At 68.3% G+C, this 16,322-nt stretch carries 19 protein-coding genes; 11 read left to right on the forward strand and 8 right to left on the reverse strand.

Features of this window, described 5'->3' with window-relative positions:
* The first annotated feature begins 53 nt into the window (after positions 1-53).
* On the forward strand, positions 54-422 hold the full coding sequence (locus AB8M46_RS12780; RefSeq protein ID WP_073846051.1) for a hypothetical protein: 369 nt from the start codon (positions 54-56) through the stop codon (positions 420-422).
* A gap of 38 nt (positions 423-460) precedes the next feature.
* On the forward strand, positions 461-1,966 hold the full coding sequence (locus AB8M46_RS12785) for a hypothetical protein (protein ID WP_394360357.1): 1,506 nt from the start codon (positions 461-463) through the stop codon (positions 1,964-1,966).
* A gap of 74 nt (positions 1,967-2,040) precedes the next feature.
* Here the strand turns inward: AB8M46_RS12785 and AB8M46_RS12790 are convergent, their stop codons facing one another.
* From AB8M46_RS12790 to AB8M46_RS12805, 4 genes are read right to left on the reverse strand one after another with little or no spacing between them, the layout of a single operon-like run.
* Entirely contained in the window at positions 2,041-2,634 is a 594-nt protein-coding gene (locus AB8M46_RS12790; RefSeq protein ID WP_037333438.1) for a hypothetical protein, read from the reverse strand.
* A complete protein-coding gene (locus AB8M46_RS12795) occupies positions 2,634-3,320 on the reverse strand; it encodes a hypothetical protein (protein WP_037333435.1) in 687 nt (228 codons plus the stop codon). Before AB8M46_RS12795 ends, AB8M46_RS12790 begins: the two co-directional genes overlap by 1 nt.
* Positions 3,321-3,323: 3 nt before the next feature.
* Complete coding sequence (locus AB8M46_RS12800; protein WP_125731645.1) at positions 3,324-4,079, reverse strand: decaprenylphospho-beta-D-erythro-pentofuranosid-2-ulose 2-reductase; 756 nt, start codon at positions 4,077-4,079, stop codon at positions 3,324-3,326.
* Positions 4,076-5,446 carry an FAD-binding oxidoreductase gene (locus AB8M46_RS12805; protein WP_125731647.1) on the reverse strand — a complete coding sequence of 457 codons (1,371 nt, stop codon included), beginning with the start codon at positions 5,444-5,446 and terminating at the stop codon, positions 4,076-4,078. Before AB8M46_RS12805 ends, AB8M46_RS12800 begins: the two co-directional genes overlap by 4 nt.
* A gap of 101 nt (positions 5,447-5,547) precedes the next feature.
* On the opposite strand from AB8M46_RS12805, the gene AB8M46_RS12810 reads away from it, so the two are divergent.
* A complete protein-coding gene (locus tag AB8M46_RS12810) occupies positions 5,548-6,030 on the forward strand; it encodes a GtrA family protein (RefSeq protein WP_037333430.1) in 483 nt (160 codons plus the stop codon).
* A gap of 6 nt (positions 6,031-6,036) precedes the next feature.
* Complete coding sequence (locus AB8M46_RS12815) at positions 6,037-7,962, forward strand: glycosyltransferase (protein WP_016330687.1); 1,926 nt, start codon at positions 6,037-6,039, stop codon at positions 7,960-7,962.
* A gap of 128 nt (positions 7,963-8,090) precedes the next feature.
* Here the strand turns inward: AB8M46_RS12815 and AB8M46_RS12820 are convergent, their stop codons facing one another.
* On the reverse strand, positions 8,091-8,333 hold the full coding sequence (locus AB8M46_RS12820) for a hypothetical protein (protein ID WP_016330689.1): 243 nt from the start codon (positions 8,331-8,333) through the stop codon (positions 8,091-8,093).
* 114 nt (positions 8,334-8,447) lie between these two features.
* Between AB8M46_RS12820 and AB8M46_RS12825 the strand changes: the two genes are divergently transcribed.
* The 4 genes from AB8M46_RS12825 to AB8M46_RS12840 all read left to right on the forward strand — a co-directional run bounded on the left by AB8M46_RS12825 (position 8,448) and on the right by AB8M46_RS12840 (position 11,858).
* Complete coding sequence (locus AB8M46_RS12825; RefSeq protein WP_378428415.1) at positions 8,448-9,212, forward strand: ESX secretion-associated protein EspG; 765 nt, start codon at positions 8,448-8,450, stop codon at positions 9,210-9,212.
* A gap of 143 nt (positions 9,213-9,355) precedes the next feature.
* Positions 9,356-9,832, forward strand: a complete 477-nt coding sequence (locus tag AB8M46_RS12830) for a hypothetical protein (RefSeq protein WP_235213195.1) — start codon at positions 9,356-9,358, stop codon at positions 9,830-9,832.
* A gap of 6 nt (positions 9,833-9,838) precedes the next feature.
* Entirely contained in the window at positions 9,839-10,390 is a 552-nt protein-coding gene (locus tag AB8M46_RS12835) for a DUF3558 domain-containing protein (protein ID WP_037333427.1), read from the forward strand.
* Between the two features lie 10 nt (positions 10,391-10,400).
* Positions 10,401-11,858 (forward strand): hypothetical protein, encoded by a 1,458-nt coding sequence (locus tag AB8M46_RS12840; RefSeq protein ID WP_394360358.1) that lies wholly within the window; start codon positions 10,401-10,403, stop codon positions 11,856-11,858.
* 51 nt (positions 11,859-11,909) lie between these two features.
* Here AB8M46_RS12840 and AB8M46_RS12845 read toward each other — a convergent pair whose 3' ends face one another.
* Genes AB8M46_RS12845 through AB8M46_RS12855 form a run of 3 tightly spaced genes read right to left on the reverse strand, consistent with a single transcriptional unit; the run spans position 11,910 to position 14,587 of the window.
* Complete coding sequence (locus tag AB8M46_RS12845; protein WP_037333422.1) at positions 11,910-12,818, reverse strand: glycosyltransferase; 909 nt, start codon at positions 12,816-12,818, stop codon at positions 11,910-11,912.
* Positions 12,815-13,639 (reverse strand): ABC transporter ATP-binding protein, encoded by an 825-nt coding sequence (locus tag AB8M46_RS12850; protein WP_037333420.1) that lies wholly within the window; start codon positions 13,637-13,639, stop codon positions 12,815-12,817. Before AB8M46_RS12850 ends, AB8M46_RS12845 begins: the two co-directional genes overlap by 4 nt.
* A 3-nt stretch (positions 13,640-13,642) precedes the next feature.
* The gene (locus tag AB8M46_RS12855) at positions 13,643-14,587 is read right to left on the reverse strand and encodes an ABC transporter permease (protein ID WP_394360359.1); all 945 of its coding nucleotides are present in this window, start codon (positions 14,585-14,587) and stop codon (positions 13,643-13,645) included.
* Between the two features lie 145 nt (positions 14,588-14,732).
* Here AB8M46_RS12855 and AB8M46_RS12860 point away from each other — a divergent pair, with 145 nt between their 5' ends.
* From AB8M46_RS12860 to AB8M46_RS12870, 3 genes are read left to right on the forward strand one after another with little or no spacing between them, the layout of a single operon-like run.
* Positions 14,733-15,362 (forward strand): hypothetical protein, encoded by a 630-nt coding sequence (locus AB8M46_RS12860; protein ID WP_037333414.1) that lies wholly within the window; start codon positions 14,733-14,735, stop codon positions 15,360-15,362.
* Positions 15,363-15,397: 35 nt separating this feature from the next.
* A complete protein-coding gene (locus tag AB8M46_RS12865) occupies positions 15,398-15,838 on the forward strand; it encodes a hypothetical protein (RefSeq protein ID WP_038507561.1) in 441 nt (146 codons plus the stop codon).
* Between the two features lie 3 nt (positions 15,839-15,841).
* Complete coding sequence (locus tag AB8M46_RS12870) at positions 15,842-16,294, forward strand: GNAT family N-acetyltransferase (RefSeq protein ID WP_394360360.1); 453 nt, start codon at positions 15,842-15,844, stop codon at positions 16,292-16,294.
* Positions 16,295-16,322: the final 28 nt, after the last annotated feature.

Below are 16,322 nucleotides of genomic sequence, written 5' to 3' on the forward strand. Positions count from 1 at the left end.
TCGGTGATGGGGGCGGGCACACAGCCCGCCCCCATCAGCCTGAGGAGCGAAAGATGACCGACCAGCAGCGGCCGTCCGAAGACGAGGACAAGACGGTCGAGCAGCCCGCCGCCGAGAAACCCGCCGAGACCCCGGCCGCCGCCCCCGCGGGCCCGCCGCCGGGCTGGGTCCCGGCGCAGCAGGCTCCGCCCGCGAAGGGCGGTTTCCGCCGCTTCGCCGGGCACCGCGCGACTCAGCTGGTCGCGGTCGGCGTACTCGGCTTCGTCCTCGGTGGCGGCATCATCGGTACCGCTGTCGGACTGGCTTCCCGCGACGGCGACCGGCCCGGTTTCTCCCGTGAACACCGTGGCCCAGGCGGTCATGGCATGGACCGCGACTTCCGTGACGGCCCCGGCTGGCGTGACCAGCGCCACGGCGGGTAGATAACGGAATCATCACGGCACCGTGTACGGTGTTCGTGATGCGAAGCGCCTCCGCTGATCTGCCCCAGGCTTCCGGTGCGCTGCCGGGAGCCGCCGTCCTTACCCGACCCTGGGTGCTCCCGGCCGGGGCGGCGGTGGCGTCGGCCCTGGTGTTCGTGCTGGTCAGCGGGCATTTGATCGACGACACGTACATCACGCTCTCGTACGCGAAGAACCTCGCCTTCCACGGCCACTGGGGCCTGATCGAAGAAGGCACCGCCAACACCGCGACGTCGCCGCTGAACGTCCTCGTGCTGGCGCTCGTCACCTTCATCGTGCGAGACGCCGTCTTCGCCGCCGGGATCGTCTTCGTCGCGAGCCAGGTGGCGCTCGTCCTCGGCCTCCGCCGGATCGGCGCCGCGACCGGCCTCTCGCGTGGGTTCGCCCCGCTCGCGCTGTGCCTGCTGCTGGTGAACCCGCTGCTGCTGTCGTCGGTCGGCCTCGAAGTCGCCCTCGGCGCGGCGGCCGTCGTCTGGACGATGGTGTTCCTGCACGAACGGCTGCCCGCCGCCGCGGGCGCGATGATCGGCCTGATCGCGCTGATCCGGATCGATCTGCTGCTGATCGCGTTCGTGCTGTTCCTCGGACGCCGCGAATTCTGGGTGGGCATCTGGCGGATGACGTTCGCCGCGCTCGCGGTGATGCTGCCGTGGTTCGGGTTCAGCTGGCTGGTGCTGGGTTCGGCGGTGCCGGACACCCTGGTCATCAAGATCATGCAGCGTTCGTGGGGACCGTTCAGCTTCACCAACGGCCCGCTGCTGTACTGGCGCAACTTCCCGGTGGCGGCGACCCTTTCCTTCCTGCCGCTCGTGATCGGCGCGCTCGCCGGTCTGCTGTGGACGTTCCATTTCCGGCGCGGCTCGGAGCGGGCGAAGCGCCTGCTGCCGTTCGCGACCCTCGCCATCGCCGGCGCGGCGCACTATCTGGCCTATTGCTGGCTGAACGTTCCGCCGTACCACTGGTACTACGCGCCCAGCATCATCGGCGCGACGGTCTTCCTCGCCGCCGCGGCCTGCGCGGTACCCGGCCGGGCCCGGCTCGGGGCGGGGATCCTCGCGGGCGCGTTCCTGCTGACGAGCGCCGTCGCCTACGCCGCTCCCGAACTGCCGCGGCGGTTCGCGCCCATCACCAGCAATCACGCCGCGTCGGACGAATACCGCGCGATCGGCTCGCAACTGGCCGAACTGACCAAGGGACGCAAGGTGGAGAGCGCGGGCGAGGTCGGCGCGCTCGCGTACTCCTGCGATTGCGACATCGTCGACCAGTTCTCCGACCGCGGCTCCGTCGACCCGGCGATCATCGAGACGAAGAACCGCAGCAGCGAGCTGGGGAAGGCGCTGCTGGCGGCGAACTTCCGGTTCTTCGACCACAGCGTCCCGCCCGCGACGCCGGATCTGGTGCTGGCCACCACCAGCAAGGCCCCGCCCGCGAACGCCCTGGCGACCTGGACCATCCACTCGCCGTGGATGGGCACGCAAAGCCTGTACCTCCTCCCGGCCCGCTAACCCCCGCGTTTCGTCCTCTGAATGCGGTAGTTGGCATCGCGAACTACCGCATTCAGAGGACGAAATGCGAGGGGTCAGCGGCGGGAACGGGCCCGGTCGGCCTTCGTGACGGCCAGCATGTCCCGCTGGTAGACCACGGACCCGTCCGCGAAGACGAACTGGAGCACCGGGCGTGGCGGGAAACTCCGTCCCAAGTAGAGCGCGGAGACCGAACGCACCACCCCCGACGGCATCTCCTCGAAGGTCCGGAACGGCTGCGCGGGATCCTCGCCCTCCAGCAGCCGCGCCGGGTACACGACGGCCAGCCGCCGATCCGAAAGCGTCAGCCGCGCCTCGCCCTTGCCTCCCGCGAGATGGTCCGCGAGCCGCACGGCGGTCTGGTCCGCGGTCCGCGCGACGACCCAGTACGCGATCGTCGGGTCGTCGGTCCAGTCGCCTTGGAGGACGTCCGAAGCGGGCAGCGGCCACCGCGTCTTCCCGGTCACCGCGGGGGTTTCCCGCGACGCCGAATAGGGCAGCGTGAGCTCGCCGTCCAGCACGAGACCCACGTAGCCGTGCGCGGGCGGGCAGCCGATGATCAGGCGTTCACCGGGCGCGAGCCAGAACCGGTGCAGTTCCCGTTCGACGATCTCGTCGACGGACTTCGCCATCGGAAGCGTGTTCTCCATCAGCTCACCGTCACCGAGTGGAGCCAGGCGAACTGCCGGGGATCGTCGCAGTCGAACAGGAAATCCATCCCCGATCCGTCCACAAAGGACGCGCGGAGACACGGGCGCCGCTTCTTGCCGTGCTCGGCGACGGCGAACCCGGCGATCGACTGGCGCGGGATCTCGGCGCACGGCACCATCTCGTGTCGCGCGATCGGGACGCCCGCCGCGTTCTCGCCGTAGGTCTTCGTGGTCATGATCGCGGCGATGTCCTTGCCGAAGCCGATCGCCTTCGACAGGAACGACTTCTCCGAGGGCTTCTCCGGCGTGACGGCCTTCTCCAGCACCAGCAGCCGCGCGCTGGTGAGCGCCCACAGCCGTGCGAGCGATCCGCTGGTGGACAACCCCCGCACCGCCGCGTGCGCGAGGCCGCCCTGCTCGCCGAGCACGATGACCTGCGGCGACGGCGGATTCGACCGGCCGCTGTCGTCGCCCCCGCCCAGCGCCGCGCCGACCATGTCCCCGGCGAAGTTCGCCGCGCCCGAGCCGAGCTTGCTCAGCACGCTCTTCTTCGGCACACCCCAGGGGTCGAGGCCGCGCACGTCGTAGTTCAGCGTCCGGCCGTACGCGGCCCACAGCAGCCGTTCGCCCGGGCGCAGTGAAGGCAGGGCCTGTGACGCGGCCCCGAGCGGATAGCCGAGGTTCATTCCTTAGATCGGCAGCTTCCGGAAGATCGGCCGGGGGATGTGCCGCAGCGCCGACATGACCAGCCGGAACGGCGCGGGCGACCACACCAGTTCCTTGCCGGCGCGCGAGGCGGCGACGGCGGTCTCGGCGACCTGCTCGACGTCCACCGTCAGCGGGGCGTCCTTGAGGCCTTCGGTCATCTTGGTCCGGACCTGGCCGGACCGGACGACGGTGATCTGCACGCCGAACTCCGCCAGCGCCTCGCCGAGGCCCAGGTAGAAGCCGTCGAAACCGGCCTTGGAGGAGCCGTAGACGAAATTCGACCGGCGGACCCGCTCACCGGCGACCGAGGACAGCGCGATGACCTTGCCGTGTCCCTGCGTCTTGAGCTTGTTCGACAGCGCGACTCCGACGGACACCGCGGCCGTGTAGTTCACGGTCGCCGCCTCGACGGCCTTCGCGTGGTCCTGCCACAGCTCTTCCTGGTCGCCGAGCAGGCCGAACGCGACGACGGTGACGTCGATGTCGCCACCCTCGAAGGCCTTGTCGAGCACGCCGGGGTGGGTGTCCAGCGCCTTCGCGTCGAAGTCGACGGTGGACACTTCGGCGCCCTTGTCCTTCAGGCGCTGAGCGGCCGCGTCGAGCCGCGGCGACTGCCGTCCGGCCAGCACGACCCGAAGCGGCTTCTCGGACAGGTACTTCTCCGCGATCGCGAGCGCGATGTCGGAGGTGCCGCCGAGCAGCAGCAGGGACTGGGGGTTGCCCACAGCGTCGATCACAGTTCCAACCTTCGGGACATGTCAGAGGCGAAAACGCCTTCGGGGTCTACGGAAGCGCGGACCTTGCGCCATTCCTCGAGCCGCGGGTACATCTTCGCGAAGTTCTCCGCGGAGGTGCGCGAGTCCTTCGCCGTGTACAGACGGCCGCCGAGGGCGAGCACGTCCTCGTCGAGTTCCTGGCAGAACCGGCTCAGCCCGTCCTTGATCGGGAAGTCGAGGCAGACCATCCAGCCGGGGTGCGGGAACGACAGCGGCGCCGCGTTGCCCTCGCCCATCTGCTTGAACACGTTGAGGAACGACACGTGCCCGGAGTCGGCGACCTTCTGGATGATCCGGCGCAGCGGCTCGTGCGCGTTCAGCGGCGTGCTGAACTGGTACTGCAGGAAACCCTTGGAGCCGTACGCCCGGTTCCACTCGCCGAACAGGTCGAGCGGGTGGTAGAAGGCGGTCAGGCTCTGGATCTGGTCACGCGCGTTCTTCGCGGTCTTGCGGTAGTACAGCTCGCCGATCGCGGAGAACGACAGCTTGTTCGCCAGCCCGTTCGGGAACACGTCCGGCAGGGTCGCCAGGGTGCCCGGGTTGAACTTGAGCGGGTCGGCCCGCAGCTTGGGCGGCAGTTCGTCCAGTTTGGCGAGCGAGCCGCGCTGGAAGGCGGCGCGGCCGAGCTTCGCGCCCCTGGAGATCGAGTCGAACCAGCCGGAGGAGTACGTGTAGTTGTCCTCGGAACCGTCGGTGACCAGCGCCAGCGTCTCGTCGAGGTTCGCGGTGCGCTGGATGTCGGCCTTGAAGTAGGCCGTCTCCGTCTTCGTCATCCGGATCTTGGCGCGGACGATGATGCCGGTCAGGCCGATGCCCGCCACGGTCGCCCAGAACAGCTCCGCGTCGGGGCCGTCCGGCGTGATCGTGCGCACCTGCCCGTCGGCGGTGACCAGGTCCATCGACACCACGTGGTTGCCGAAGCTGCCCGCCGAGTGGTGGTTCTTGCCGTGGATGTCGTTGGCGATCGCGCCGCCGATGGTCACCTGGCGCGTACCCGGGAGCACCGGGACCCACAGGCCGTAGGGGAGGCCCTCGCGCATCAGCTTGTCGAGGCTGACCCCGGCGTCGAGATCGACGATGCCGGAATCCGGGTCGATCGAGTGGATGCGGTCCAGCGCGGTCATGTCCACGACCAGGCCGCCCGCGTTCTGCGCCGGGTCGCCGTACGAGCGGCCGAGACCACGCGCGATGACCCCGCGTTCCCCGGCCCGCGTCACCGCGCGGGCGATGGCTTCCACGTCGGGGGTGCTCAGGACGTTCGCGATACTCGGCGACGTCCTCGCCCAGCCCATGAGCGACTGCCGCTGTGTCTCGGGTGCTTGGGTCACGCCGACCAGGGTAACCACGCCGAACACTGCCCGGAACGTGACCCTGAAGTGCTCGCTTCTACACTTTGCGCATCAGCCCCAGCAGTTTATGAGGTAGAGCAGTGGTGGCGACCGACCCGAAAGCCGGCGTGACGGCAGCAGCGCCGTCCTCCCCTGGGCTGCTCGGGCAGCTCATCCGCTTCGGCCTCATCGGCGGCTTCTGCGCCCTGGTCGATTTCGGCGTCTACCAGGGGCTTCGTGCCCTCGGAATGGACGCGACGCCGTGGGTGGACATCGCCCGCGCGCTCAGCTTCATCGTGGGCACCACGACCGCCTTCTTCCTGAACCGCAAGTTCACCTTCGCCGGTGGACGCCAGGAGGGCGCGCGTCAGATCGGTAGCTTCGTGCTCTTGTACGCCGTGACGTTCCTCGTGGCCGTCGGCGTCAACCGCACGATGCTGCACGTCCTGCCGGAGTCGGCCTGGAAGGCCACCTTCGGCTGGGTCGTCTCGCAGGCAACCGCGACCGTGATCAACTTCGTCATGCTCAAGTGGGTCGTCTTCCGTGAGCCCCGCGCCACCGCCACCAGCACAGAGGAGAACTGAGGATTCATGCCCGGTAAAGCCGCCGTCACCGGAGAGGCCCCGAGCGCCATGGTGAGCACTGTCGACGACACCCGCTTCGCGGAACGCACCCCGCAGGGCCGTCTCACCGCGCAGCGCGGGCTCTACGCCGGCCCGGCCCCCATCGTCAGCAAGGACCTCTACGCCGAACTCGAGTGGGGTACCGCCGTGCGCGAGCGCGGGGGCATCTCCATCGAGCCCGCGTCGAAGGTGTCCGGCAACACGTACTTCGGCCGGTTCCCCGCCAGCTACTGGCAGCGCTGGACCGACGTGACCGAGGTCCAGGTCGAGGCCGTCGTCACCGGTGACGGCCAGCTGTCCGTCGGCGCCTCCGACATCGAGGGCGACCCGCGGGTCGTCGCCGCCGAGGTCGTCGCGGGTGCGAAGCAGCAGAAGGTGACGCTCACCGCGAAGCTCGACAAGTTCTACGACGGCGGCGCGCTCTGGCTCGACATCGAGACCGAGGGCGGCCAGTCGCTGCGTGTCGAGAAGGTCCGCTGGACGGTCGAAGCGCCGGAGAAGATCCGCCCGACCGCGGTGACCATCTGCACGATGAACCGCGCCGACGACTGCCTGTCGAACCTGCAGGCGCTCGCCGCCGACGTCTCCTCGCTGGAGACGCTCGACGCGATCTACGTCGCCGACCAGGGCACCGACCTCGTCGAGTCGCGCGACGGCTTCGAGCAGGTCGCCAAGGACCTCGGCGACAAGCTGCACTACATCAAGCAGCCGAACCTCGGCGGTGCCGGCGGGTTCACCCGCGGCCTCTACGAGGTCGCCGGCCACACCGAGACCGAGCACGCGAACGTCCTGTTCATGGACGACGACGTGCTGCTGGAGCCGGATCTGGTGATCCGGATGACCGCGTTCTCCAACCGCACGGTCAACCCGGTCATCGTCGGCGGGCAGATGCTGAACCTCCTGCATCCGAACCAGCTGCACGTCGGCGCCGAATACGCCCGGCTGAACACGCTGGAGCCCGGCCAGCCGGTGCAGCACTCGCTCTCGACCGCCGACCTGCTCGGCGTCGACGAGGAGACCCTCAAGCCGAACCGCCAGGAACGCCGCCTCGACGCCGGGTACAACGGCTGGTGGTCGTGCCTGATCCCGTACGAGGTCGTCAAGGCCACGGGCTACCCGCTGCCGTTCTTCTTCCAGTGGGACGACGCGGAGTACAGCTACCGCGCCCGCGCGCACGGCTTCCCCACGGTCACCCTTCCGGGCGCCGGCGTCTGGCACGCCGACTTCCACTGGAAGGACTGGGACGAGTGGCACCGCTACTTCAACCTGCGGAACTCGATCATCACCGCCGCGCTGCACTCGCCGTTCAACCTGAACCTGCTCTCGCGCGTGCTCATCGCGCAGCTGGTCCGGTACCTGCTCGGCATGCAGTACGGCCTGTCCGCCACGCTGATCAAGGCCGTCGAGGACTTCCTCGAGGGGCCCGAGGTCCTGCGTGACGGCGGCGTCGCCGCGATGAAGGAGATCCGCCGGATCCGCGACGAGTACCCCGAGACCAAACGGCACAAGGCCACCGACGTCCCGGGCATCGCGTCGAACGACATCGGCATCATCAACAGCGCGCCGCGGCCCAGCATGCAGCGGCTGGTGCTGATCAAGCGGATCCTCGACCGGGTGCTCGGCCGCAGCCGTCACTCGCTCGGCGCGATCCCGATCGACGAGGCCCACTGGTGGCACGTCGCGACCTTCGACACCGCCGTCGTCACCGACGCTTCGCAGGAAGGCGTGCGGGTCCGCTCGTACGACCGCGCGAAGATGTTCGACCTGGCGCGCCGGGGCGCGAAGGTGATCCAGCGGCTCCGCAAGGAAGGCGCGGCGGTGCAGGAGCAGTACAAGCGCGCCATGCCCGAGCTGACCTCGCGGGACAACTGGAAGCGGCTTTACGAGCTGTAAGCGCGCTTCGCTTCACCGAATGTCATGAAAGGGCCGTTCAGGACGTTTTTCGTCCTGAACGGCCCTTTCATGACGTCTGAGGCCGGTCACCTGCTGCCCTCGACGACTCAAGTAGGGGCTCCCCGGAACTAGTGCAGCCCGAACACTCTCGTCTTGCGGTTCAGATCGTCGATGTAGGCGGCGGCGACGTGGGAGAAGTTGATCGCCACCTCGGAGTCGTCCCTCGTCTGGATCGTCTGCACCGAACCGGTGCGGACGAAATGCGAGAGATCCTTGGTCAGCCGTTCGGTTTCTTCCGTCGTGAGCGCGAAGAGCAGTGGCTCCCCGCCGGTGGCGAGATGGAGGACGAGCGCGGGTTTCTGGTCTGCCATGGATCCATGGCAGCAGCCGTGATCACAACCGGGCAAGCGGGTTCGCTGCGGGCGTATCGGGCGCGTGGACTACGTTCATCCCGACGGACAAGACACCCGCGGGGGGAAATGGCGATGCCGCATTCGTTTTCGTTGTCGCTGGCGGCGGTGGACATCCTGCTCGAACACGGCCGGTTCGGGCCGTCTCCCGTCCCGTTCGAGATCCCGCACATCGGCACGACGACCGATCAGCGCGCGATGGTGCGCGAGGCCGTCTTCCGCGACCTCGAAGGCCGCGGCCTGATGCGCGGCGGCAGGCTCGACGCGGACGTCGAGCTGGCGATCGCCACCTTCGCCAATCCGCAGCTCGCCGTCTGGGCGGTCGCGCAGCTGGACAAGGACAAGCAGCTGCTCGCGAGGGCGGCGACGAACGGGCAGTTCGCGGTCGTCGTACGCCAGGACGAGAACCTGCTCGTGTTCGAGGAGACCAGGCCGACCGCGATCGTCGCGTCGATCGTCGACCTGCTGCCGCTCACCCCGGCAGGCCCCGGTCAATCGGTCACCATCGCGAAGCCGGCGAGCGCGCCGAAGCGCCCCCGGAACGACGACGCGTACGACCCCTTCGCCAACGTCAGCGGGCCGCGGTCGCACGGGTCGAATCCGCAGCTGCGGCAGGTGGAGCGGATCTTCGAGAAGCCGAAGACGCGTGTGGGCCAGTTCAGCGTGTTCATCCGCGGCGGCCAGCTGTTCCCGCCGCTGGCGTGGTTCGACACCGAAGCGGGCCGCTTCATGATGACCTCGCGTCAGGCGGCCGACGGGCAAAGCTGGCTGACCTACGCTCCCGCCGACAACGCGAGGATCGCTCAGCAGCTGTATGCCCAGCTCGAAGGGCAGTTCTGAGCCACGGGGAACCGGGGTGACGCCCGTTTCGTCACAGCTACGGAGATCTTCGGCGATCGGTGAATCACCGTCGCGCTGAGTGCCCGGCTAGTAGACTGCCGGGCGATACGCACAGGCGAGCAGACGAGGCAGTGGGGCGGGCGATGGCTTTCGAAGCGGACGGCGGACAGGCGGCACCGGACTTTTCGATCGGCTCCGCCTTGGGTGCGGCAGCTGGTTACGTGGCGGCCGGTGGCCTGAACGCGGCCGCGGTCGCCAAGGTGAGCGCGGAGACCCAGAAGCTGGTCTCGGCAGCCAAGAGCGGCGGCTTCAAGATCACCGCCAAAGGCGTCGAGCCGCTTCTCAAAGTGGTGCGCGACATGACGAAAGAGCTCAACAGCCTGGAAAGCAAGACGGTCCACCTTTCCCAGGCGCCGCAACTCGGCGACCACCCGTACGGCAGGGCCGTCGCCGCCCACGACCACAAGGGTGCCGCCCAGTCGGCCAATTCGGCGAGCGCGGTGATCGGTCAGTTCCGCCAGGTGGTCCTGGATACCGAAGAAGCGCTGTTGCGCGCGTCGGGCCAGTACGAGAAGAAAGAACACGAAACGGTCGAGGCGCTCGATCGGCTCAAGAACTGAGGCGGAATGAAGAAGCTGCTCCTCGTACCGCTGACCGCGGCCGCGTTCGTGCTCGCGGCCTGTTCCACCGAAAAACCGGGCACCCCCTCCGCGGCGCCGTCGTCGCCCGCGCAAGGCGGCGAGTCCACCGCCCCGACGACGGCCACCGGTGGTGCCGACCCCGCGTCGATCGATCCGTGTTCGCTCGTCGGCGCTGCCGATCTGGCGTCGTTCGGCACTTTCGAGCCACCCGTTCCCGAGAACGTGGGTGGTGCCCGCGTCTGCGAGTTCACCAAGGACTCCCAGACGGCGGCCGACAGCGTCACCGTCAGTGTCGGGGTTCGTGACAAGCAGGGTGTCGACGGTGTCGTCGACGGCGGGAACGGCAAGACCACCGGCAACGTCAACGGGCGCAAAGCCGTGCTCGTTCCGAAACCTCCCGCCAGCTGTCTGATGGCACTCGAAATCAGTGCCTCGGCGCGGGTCGACCTCGTGGTCGTCAGCACGGATCCGGAGAAGTCGTGCGGGATGGCGGAGAAGATCGCCGACATCGTCGAACCGAAGCTTCCGAAGGGCTAGGGGGACCAGGATGACCACCAACAAGGCTCAGATGACCGAGCAGGAGTACGTCGCCGGTCTCTCGCCCCAAGCCCGGGACCAGTACTACCGGGACAAGGCCAGCGGCGAAGGCGACGACGGGCCGTTCGGCATCTTCCAGCGGTTGATCGCCCAGGGCAGGGCTCAGCAGCAGTCCGAAGAGGTCGGCGACAAGACCGTCGACGAGCTGACCAAGAACAAGGACGTCAAGTACGTCGAGGGGCTCGAGCCACCGAACGGCGACTACCTCGGTTACGACCACGAGCGGCTCGAACAGTTCGTCAACAGCAACCTGAACGTCGAACAGGTCTCCGAGGTCTCGACCGCGTACCACGAGATCCACAAGGCCTTCGACACCTTCTCGAGGAGGATGGACGAGGCCGTCGCCGCTTCGCAGGGCACCTGGGAAGGTGACGCGGCGGGCAATGCGCAGGGCTACTTCAAGAGCCTCAGCAAATGGTCCGAGGCGAACTCCCAGAACGCCAAGCTCGCCTCCGAGACGATCTACGACCAGGGCACCGCGGCCTCCACTGTGAAGAACACGATGCCCAAACCGATCCCCTTCAGCTGGAAGGAAGAGATCGGGGGGTGGCTGACGTCGAACCCGTTCAACATGAGCGAGAACATCGACAAGTCCATCCAGAAACAGAAGGACAGCCTGGAGGCCCACACCCAGGCGGCCTCCGCCATGAACAACTACGACAAGTCCTTGTACGAGGCCGCGTCGAAGCAGCCGGTGTTCGCCGAGCCGCCGAAGTTCGGCGAGGGCGGCGGTGGCGGTATCGACGATCCGGGCAAGCCGCAGCCGTACCAGGTGCCGCCCGGTTCGAACACGCCCGGCTCCAACAACCCCGGCAACACCTACATCCCGCCCGGCAGCGGTGGCGGGGGTAACGGCGGCGGTGGTGGAGGCGGTGGCGGTGGCTACGGCTCCACCTTGCCCGGTCCGGGCAGCACCACGGGATCCGGCAGTCTTCCGTCGGGCACCACGCCGTCCGGCTTCCAGAACAACCCGGCGCCGATCACCACGCCCGGCCCCAACAACACCGCGATGCCGATCAGCCCCATGCCGATGGCGCCGCCCATGATGGGCGGCGGCATGGGCGACTCGGACTACAACAGCCGGACCGGCCGCGGTGGCGGCGGAAGCGGGTTCGGCCCCGGTGGCGGCGGCGGTTCCACACCCGGTTCGGGTTCCGCGTCCGGCGCGGCCCGTCCGGGCGGTATCGGTGCCGCCGAAGCGGCCGCCGGCCGCGGTATGGGCGGTCTCGGCGGTGGCGCGGCCGGTCGCGGCGGGCCGGGGATGGGCGGCGGCATGGGCGGCCGCGGCCAGCAGTCGGAGGGGGACGAGGACACCGAGCACCAGCGTCCGACGTACCTCGTCGAGGGCGACCCCGACGAGGTCTTCGGGACCGACATGCGCACCGCGCCGCCGGTCATCGGCGAATAGACGCAAGAAAAGGGCCCCTCGTGCGAGCGAGGGGCCCTTTTTCCGTGGATCTCAGTAGCGGTAGAACTTCTCCTTGCGGCCCTGGCGAACCAGCTTGAGCCACTGCAGGAAGGCCTTCGGATCCCGCTTCACCCCGACGAAGTACAGGCCGAACCGCACCACTTCGAGCGCGCCGATCTTGCGCATCCCCGGCTGGGACAGCAGGTATCCGCGGTTGCGGTAGGTGTAGTAGCGCTTGACCTCGTTTTCCGGGTCCTGCGCGTGGAACCGGCCACCCAGCATCGGCTTGAACTCGTCCGAACCGTCCGGGTGCAGGTACGCGGTCTTGAGCGAGGTGCCGAACGGCAGCCCGGAACGCACCAGGCGCCGGTGCAGTTCGACCTCGTCACCGCGGAAGAACAGCCGCAGATCAGGCACGCCGACGACGTCCAAAGTGGACGCCCGGAACAACGCGCCGTTCATCAGCGAGGCGATCCCCGGCAGGAAGTCGACGCCCAGTTCCGACGACGAACGCTTCCAGGTCAGCCCGCGCCGCAACGGGAACGCGAGCTTGTCCGGCGCGTCGATGTTGGACACCACCGGGGAGATCTCGGCCAGATCGCGCTTCTCGGCCTCCTCCAGCAGGATCGCGAGGACGTTCTCGTCGGCGGGACGGCCGTCGTCGTCGGCCAGCCAGATCCAGTCCGCGCCAAGGGAAAGCGCGTGCAACATGCCGAGCGCGAACCCGCCCGCACCGCCGAGGTTGCGGTGCGAAGGCAGGTACGTGAAGGGAAGCGGGTAGTTCTCGACGATGTCCCGCGCCGACTTGTCCGGCCCGTTGTCGACCACGACGAGGTGGTCGACCGGCCGGGTCTGCGCGGCGATCACCTTGAGCGAGTCCGCGAGCAGTTCCCGTCGATGGCGCGTGACGACTACGCCGACGACGGCGCCTTCGGGCAACTGCCGGGTCTCGCTGGTCATCCTTGGCCACCGTTCGTCGTCGCCACCGGCTCGGGTTCGATACCGAACCGCTCCAGCGTCTCCTTGCTCATGTTCTCGAACGGGTCGCGCCCCTTGTAGCCGGTGAGCACCTCGCGCAGCGAACCGCGCTGCTTGACGTGCCCCTCGTCCATCCAGATCGCGGAGTCGCAGAGCTCGAAGAGGAACTCGTCCGAGTGGCTGGCGAACACCAGGATGCCCGAGCGCTTCACGAGGTCCTTGAGCCGGTCCTTCGCCTTGTTGAGGAACGCCGCGTCGACCGCGCCGATGCCCTCGTCGAGGATCAGGATCTCCGGGTCGATCGAGGTGACCACGCCCAGCGCCAGGCGCACCCGCATACCGGTCGAGTAGGTCCGCAGCGGCATCTGCAGGTAGTCGCCGAGTTCGGTGAACTCCGCGATGTCGTCGACGCGGGCTTCCATCTGCTTCGCGGTCATCCCGAGGAACAGGCCGCGGATGATGATGTTCTCCATCCCGGAGATCTCCGGGTCCATGCCGATGCCGAGGTCGAAGACCGGCGCGATCTTGCCGGAGATCTTCGCCGAACCACGGGTGGGCTCGTAGATCCCGGACAGCAGCCGCAGCAGCGTCGACTTCCCGGCGCCGTTGTGGCCGACGAGGCCGACACGGTCGCCTTCGCGGAGCTGGAGGCTCACGTCGTGCAGGGCTTCGATGATCGGCACCTTGCTTTCGGTGCCGATCTTGCCGCCGACCTTGCCCAGCACCTTCTTCTTCATGGAGCGGGTCTTCGCGTCGAAAATGGGGAAGTCGACGTAGGCGTTGTGCACATCAATGCTGACCATCTGTCACACCCAATAGGAGACGCGGGAACGGTAATTGCGCATCGCGACCAGCGCGAGACCCCAGCCGACGACGGTGATGCCGAGCACCACGTACCAGCTGTTGAGGCTGACGGCCTGGCCGATCAACGGTGCGCGCACGATCTGGATGAAGTGGAAGAGCGGGTTGCCGTAGACGTACGGCAGGGCCCACGAAACGCCGTCACGGGCGCCACCCGCCATCAGCTGGTCGATCGGCCAGACGATCGGCGTCATGTAGAAGAGCAGCTGGATGAGCGAGTTGATCACCTGCGGGATGTCGCGGTAGCGCGTCGAGATGATGCCCAGCAGCAGGGTGACCCAGCCGGCGTTCAGCGCGAGCACGAGGATGCCGGGGATCGCGCTCAGCGAGTACCAGCCGAGCCCCGGGTGGCACAGCGAGCCGTCGACGCACGCGCCGCTCATCGCGTACGGCTGGTCCAGGCTGGTGAAGAAGATCGCGACCACGATCACGTAGACGATCAGGTTGTGCGCCAGCATCAGCGTCTGGCGCCAGACCGTCCGCAGCACGTACACCGAAAGCGGTGCCGGGAGCTGTTTGATCAGCCCTTCGTTGGAGATGAAGGTCTCCATGCCCTCGGACAGGCAGCCGCTGATGAAGCCCCAGATGATGAACCCGGTGCTGATGTAGGGAAGGAACGTCGCCGTCGGCAGGTTGAACAACTGTGAGTACAGAAGCCCCAGGCCGAGCGCGATGACGCCCTGGCTGATGGTGATCCAGAACGGGCCGATCACCGAGCGGCGATAGCGCTGCTTGATGTCCTGCCAGCCGAGGTGTCCCCACAGCTCTTTGGCGGCGAAACCGGTCTTGATGTCGGCGAACGCGCGCGAAAAGGTCTTGCTGTCCGAAATCGGCGGAACCGAGGTCGGCGCAGCACCGTCGGCGGCGTGAACCGTGCTGGTGGCATGCACGGGAACGAGGGTACCGATGGGGCCGATGATGCCTGGGGCGCCCCGTCCCGACCACGGAACGCTACCGTCGGATTCGCACCCGAACGCGGTGCGTGTGCTGGTACTTTCTGCCCTCATGACTGCTGCACTCGGCGACGCGAGCCTGATGGTCAATCTGCTCGCCGCATACGCCGACCGGCCGGAGCCCCGTTCGGTGGCCGTGGTCGGGAATCAGCCGCTTCCGCCGGACCCTCGGCGAGCGAAGGCCATCGACGCTTGTGACCTCGTGATCCGCGTCAACGGCTTCGTCGTGGACGAGCCGGGCGGCCCCGAAACGGTCGGGAGCCGGGTGCACGTCGTGGTGTTCAACCGCGCCGTCCGCGCCACCAAGCACGTCTTCCGTGACTACCGCAAACGGCTCTACCTGCTGGTCGAGCCGGGCCGGATGCACTGGGAGCCCGAAGACATCCCGGGCTGGTGGCCCGGAGACCTCGGCTACGTGCCGGTGCCGAACCGTGAGGTCGTCCTGCCGCTGTCCGACGCGCTCGGGCTGCCGAGCCGCGAAGAGGGCCTGTGGTCGACCACCGGGACCCTCGCCGCGTGGATCGCGCGGACGTCGTTCCCGCACGCCAATCTGGTCCTGTCCGGGTTCTCGTTCATCGACGACCCGGCCCAGACCCACTGGGAGCACGCCGCGGGCGACTCCTGCATCGTCGGACCCGAGCACCGCATCGCCGCCGAGGGCAGGCTGCTGGACTCGTGGACGAAGACCGGCGAAACCGAACTCCTGCGCTGAACTCCCAGCCAGCCCATCCCGAGAAGGAACACCCCATGGCAGTGCAGAAACTCCGTAGCGGCGTGATCGGCCGGATCGCCCGGCTCATCGACTTCCGGATCGACGAGCGGCTTCGCGACCTCAACGGGCGCGTCAACGACCTCGAACACGCCACCGCGGACCACCGCCGACGGCTCGACGGCGCCGAGAGCGGCCTTGAGCACGCCCGCGGCGACTTGCGCTGGACCCGCGCCGAGCTGGACCGCCTGATCCCGAGCGTCGCGGCCCAGGAGGCCCAGCTGGAGGATCTGCGCGAGTCGCTGTCGCTGCCGGTGCACGCGGACAAGCCCGAGCTGGCCGAGGCGCGCAGCCTGATCCAGGAGATCCAGCGCCAGCACGCCCAGATCCGCGTCCGGCTCGCCGGGATCGCCCGCTACGAGGACCGGCTGCGCCGGATCGAAGACCGCCAGCGCGAAACCATCGAGCAGACGCAGTAATCCGTGCTGGCTCGCGAGGCCACGGAGGCCGACGCCGGGTTGCTGCTCGCCTGGCGGAACGACCCTCGTACCCGGCAGGCGTCCCGTTCGACCGCGGTGATCACGCTCGACGAGCATTCCGCGTGGCTGCGGGGGGTGCTGGCGTCGCCGGACAGGGTGCTGTACGTCGTCGAACTCGACGGGGTCCCGGTCGGCACCGTCCGGTTCGACCGCGAGGACGAGGGGGTCTGGGAGGTCAGCATCACCCTCGCGCCGGAAAGCCGGGGCCGCGGCTTGTCGGCTTCGGTTCTGGCGGAGGGCGAGCGGGCCTTCACCGCCGGTCATCGCGTGCGGGTGGTGACCGCGGCCGTGCACCGGGACAACGCGGCGTCGGCCGCGCTCTTCGACCGGGCCGGGTACGCCGAGACCGCGCCTGCCGTCGACGGTTTCCGGAAGCTGCGTAAGACTGTGTCCTGACCAGACCGTCGTCAGGGAGGCGTTTCGT

This window comes from Amycolatopsis sp. SB7-3, from assembly GCF_041021335.1.
In the GTDB taxonomy this organism is placed as follows: domain Bacteria; phylum Actinomycetota; class Actinomycetes; order Mycobacteriales; family Pseudonocardiaceae; genus Amycolatopsis; species Amycolatopsis japonica.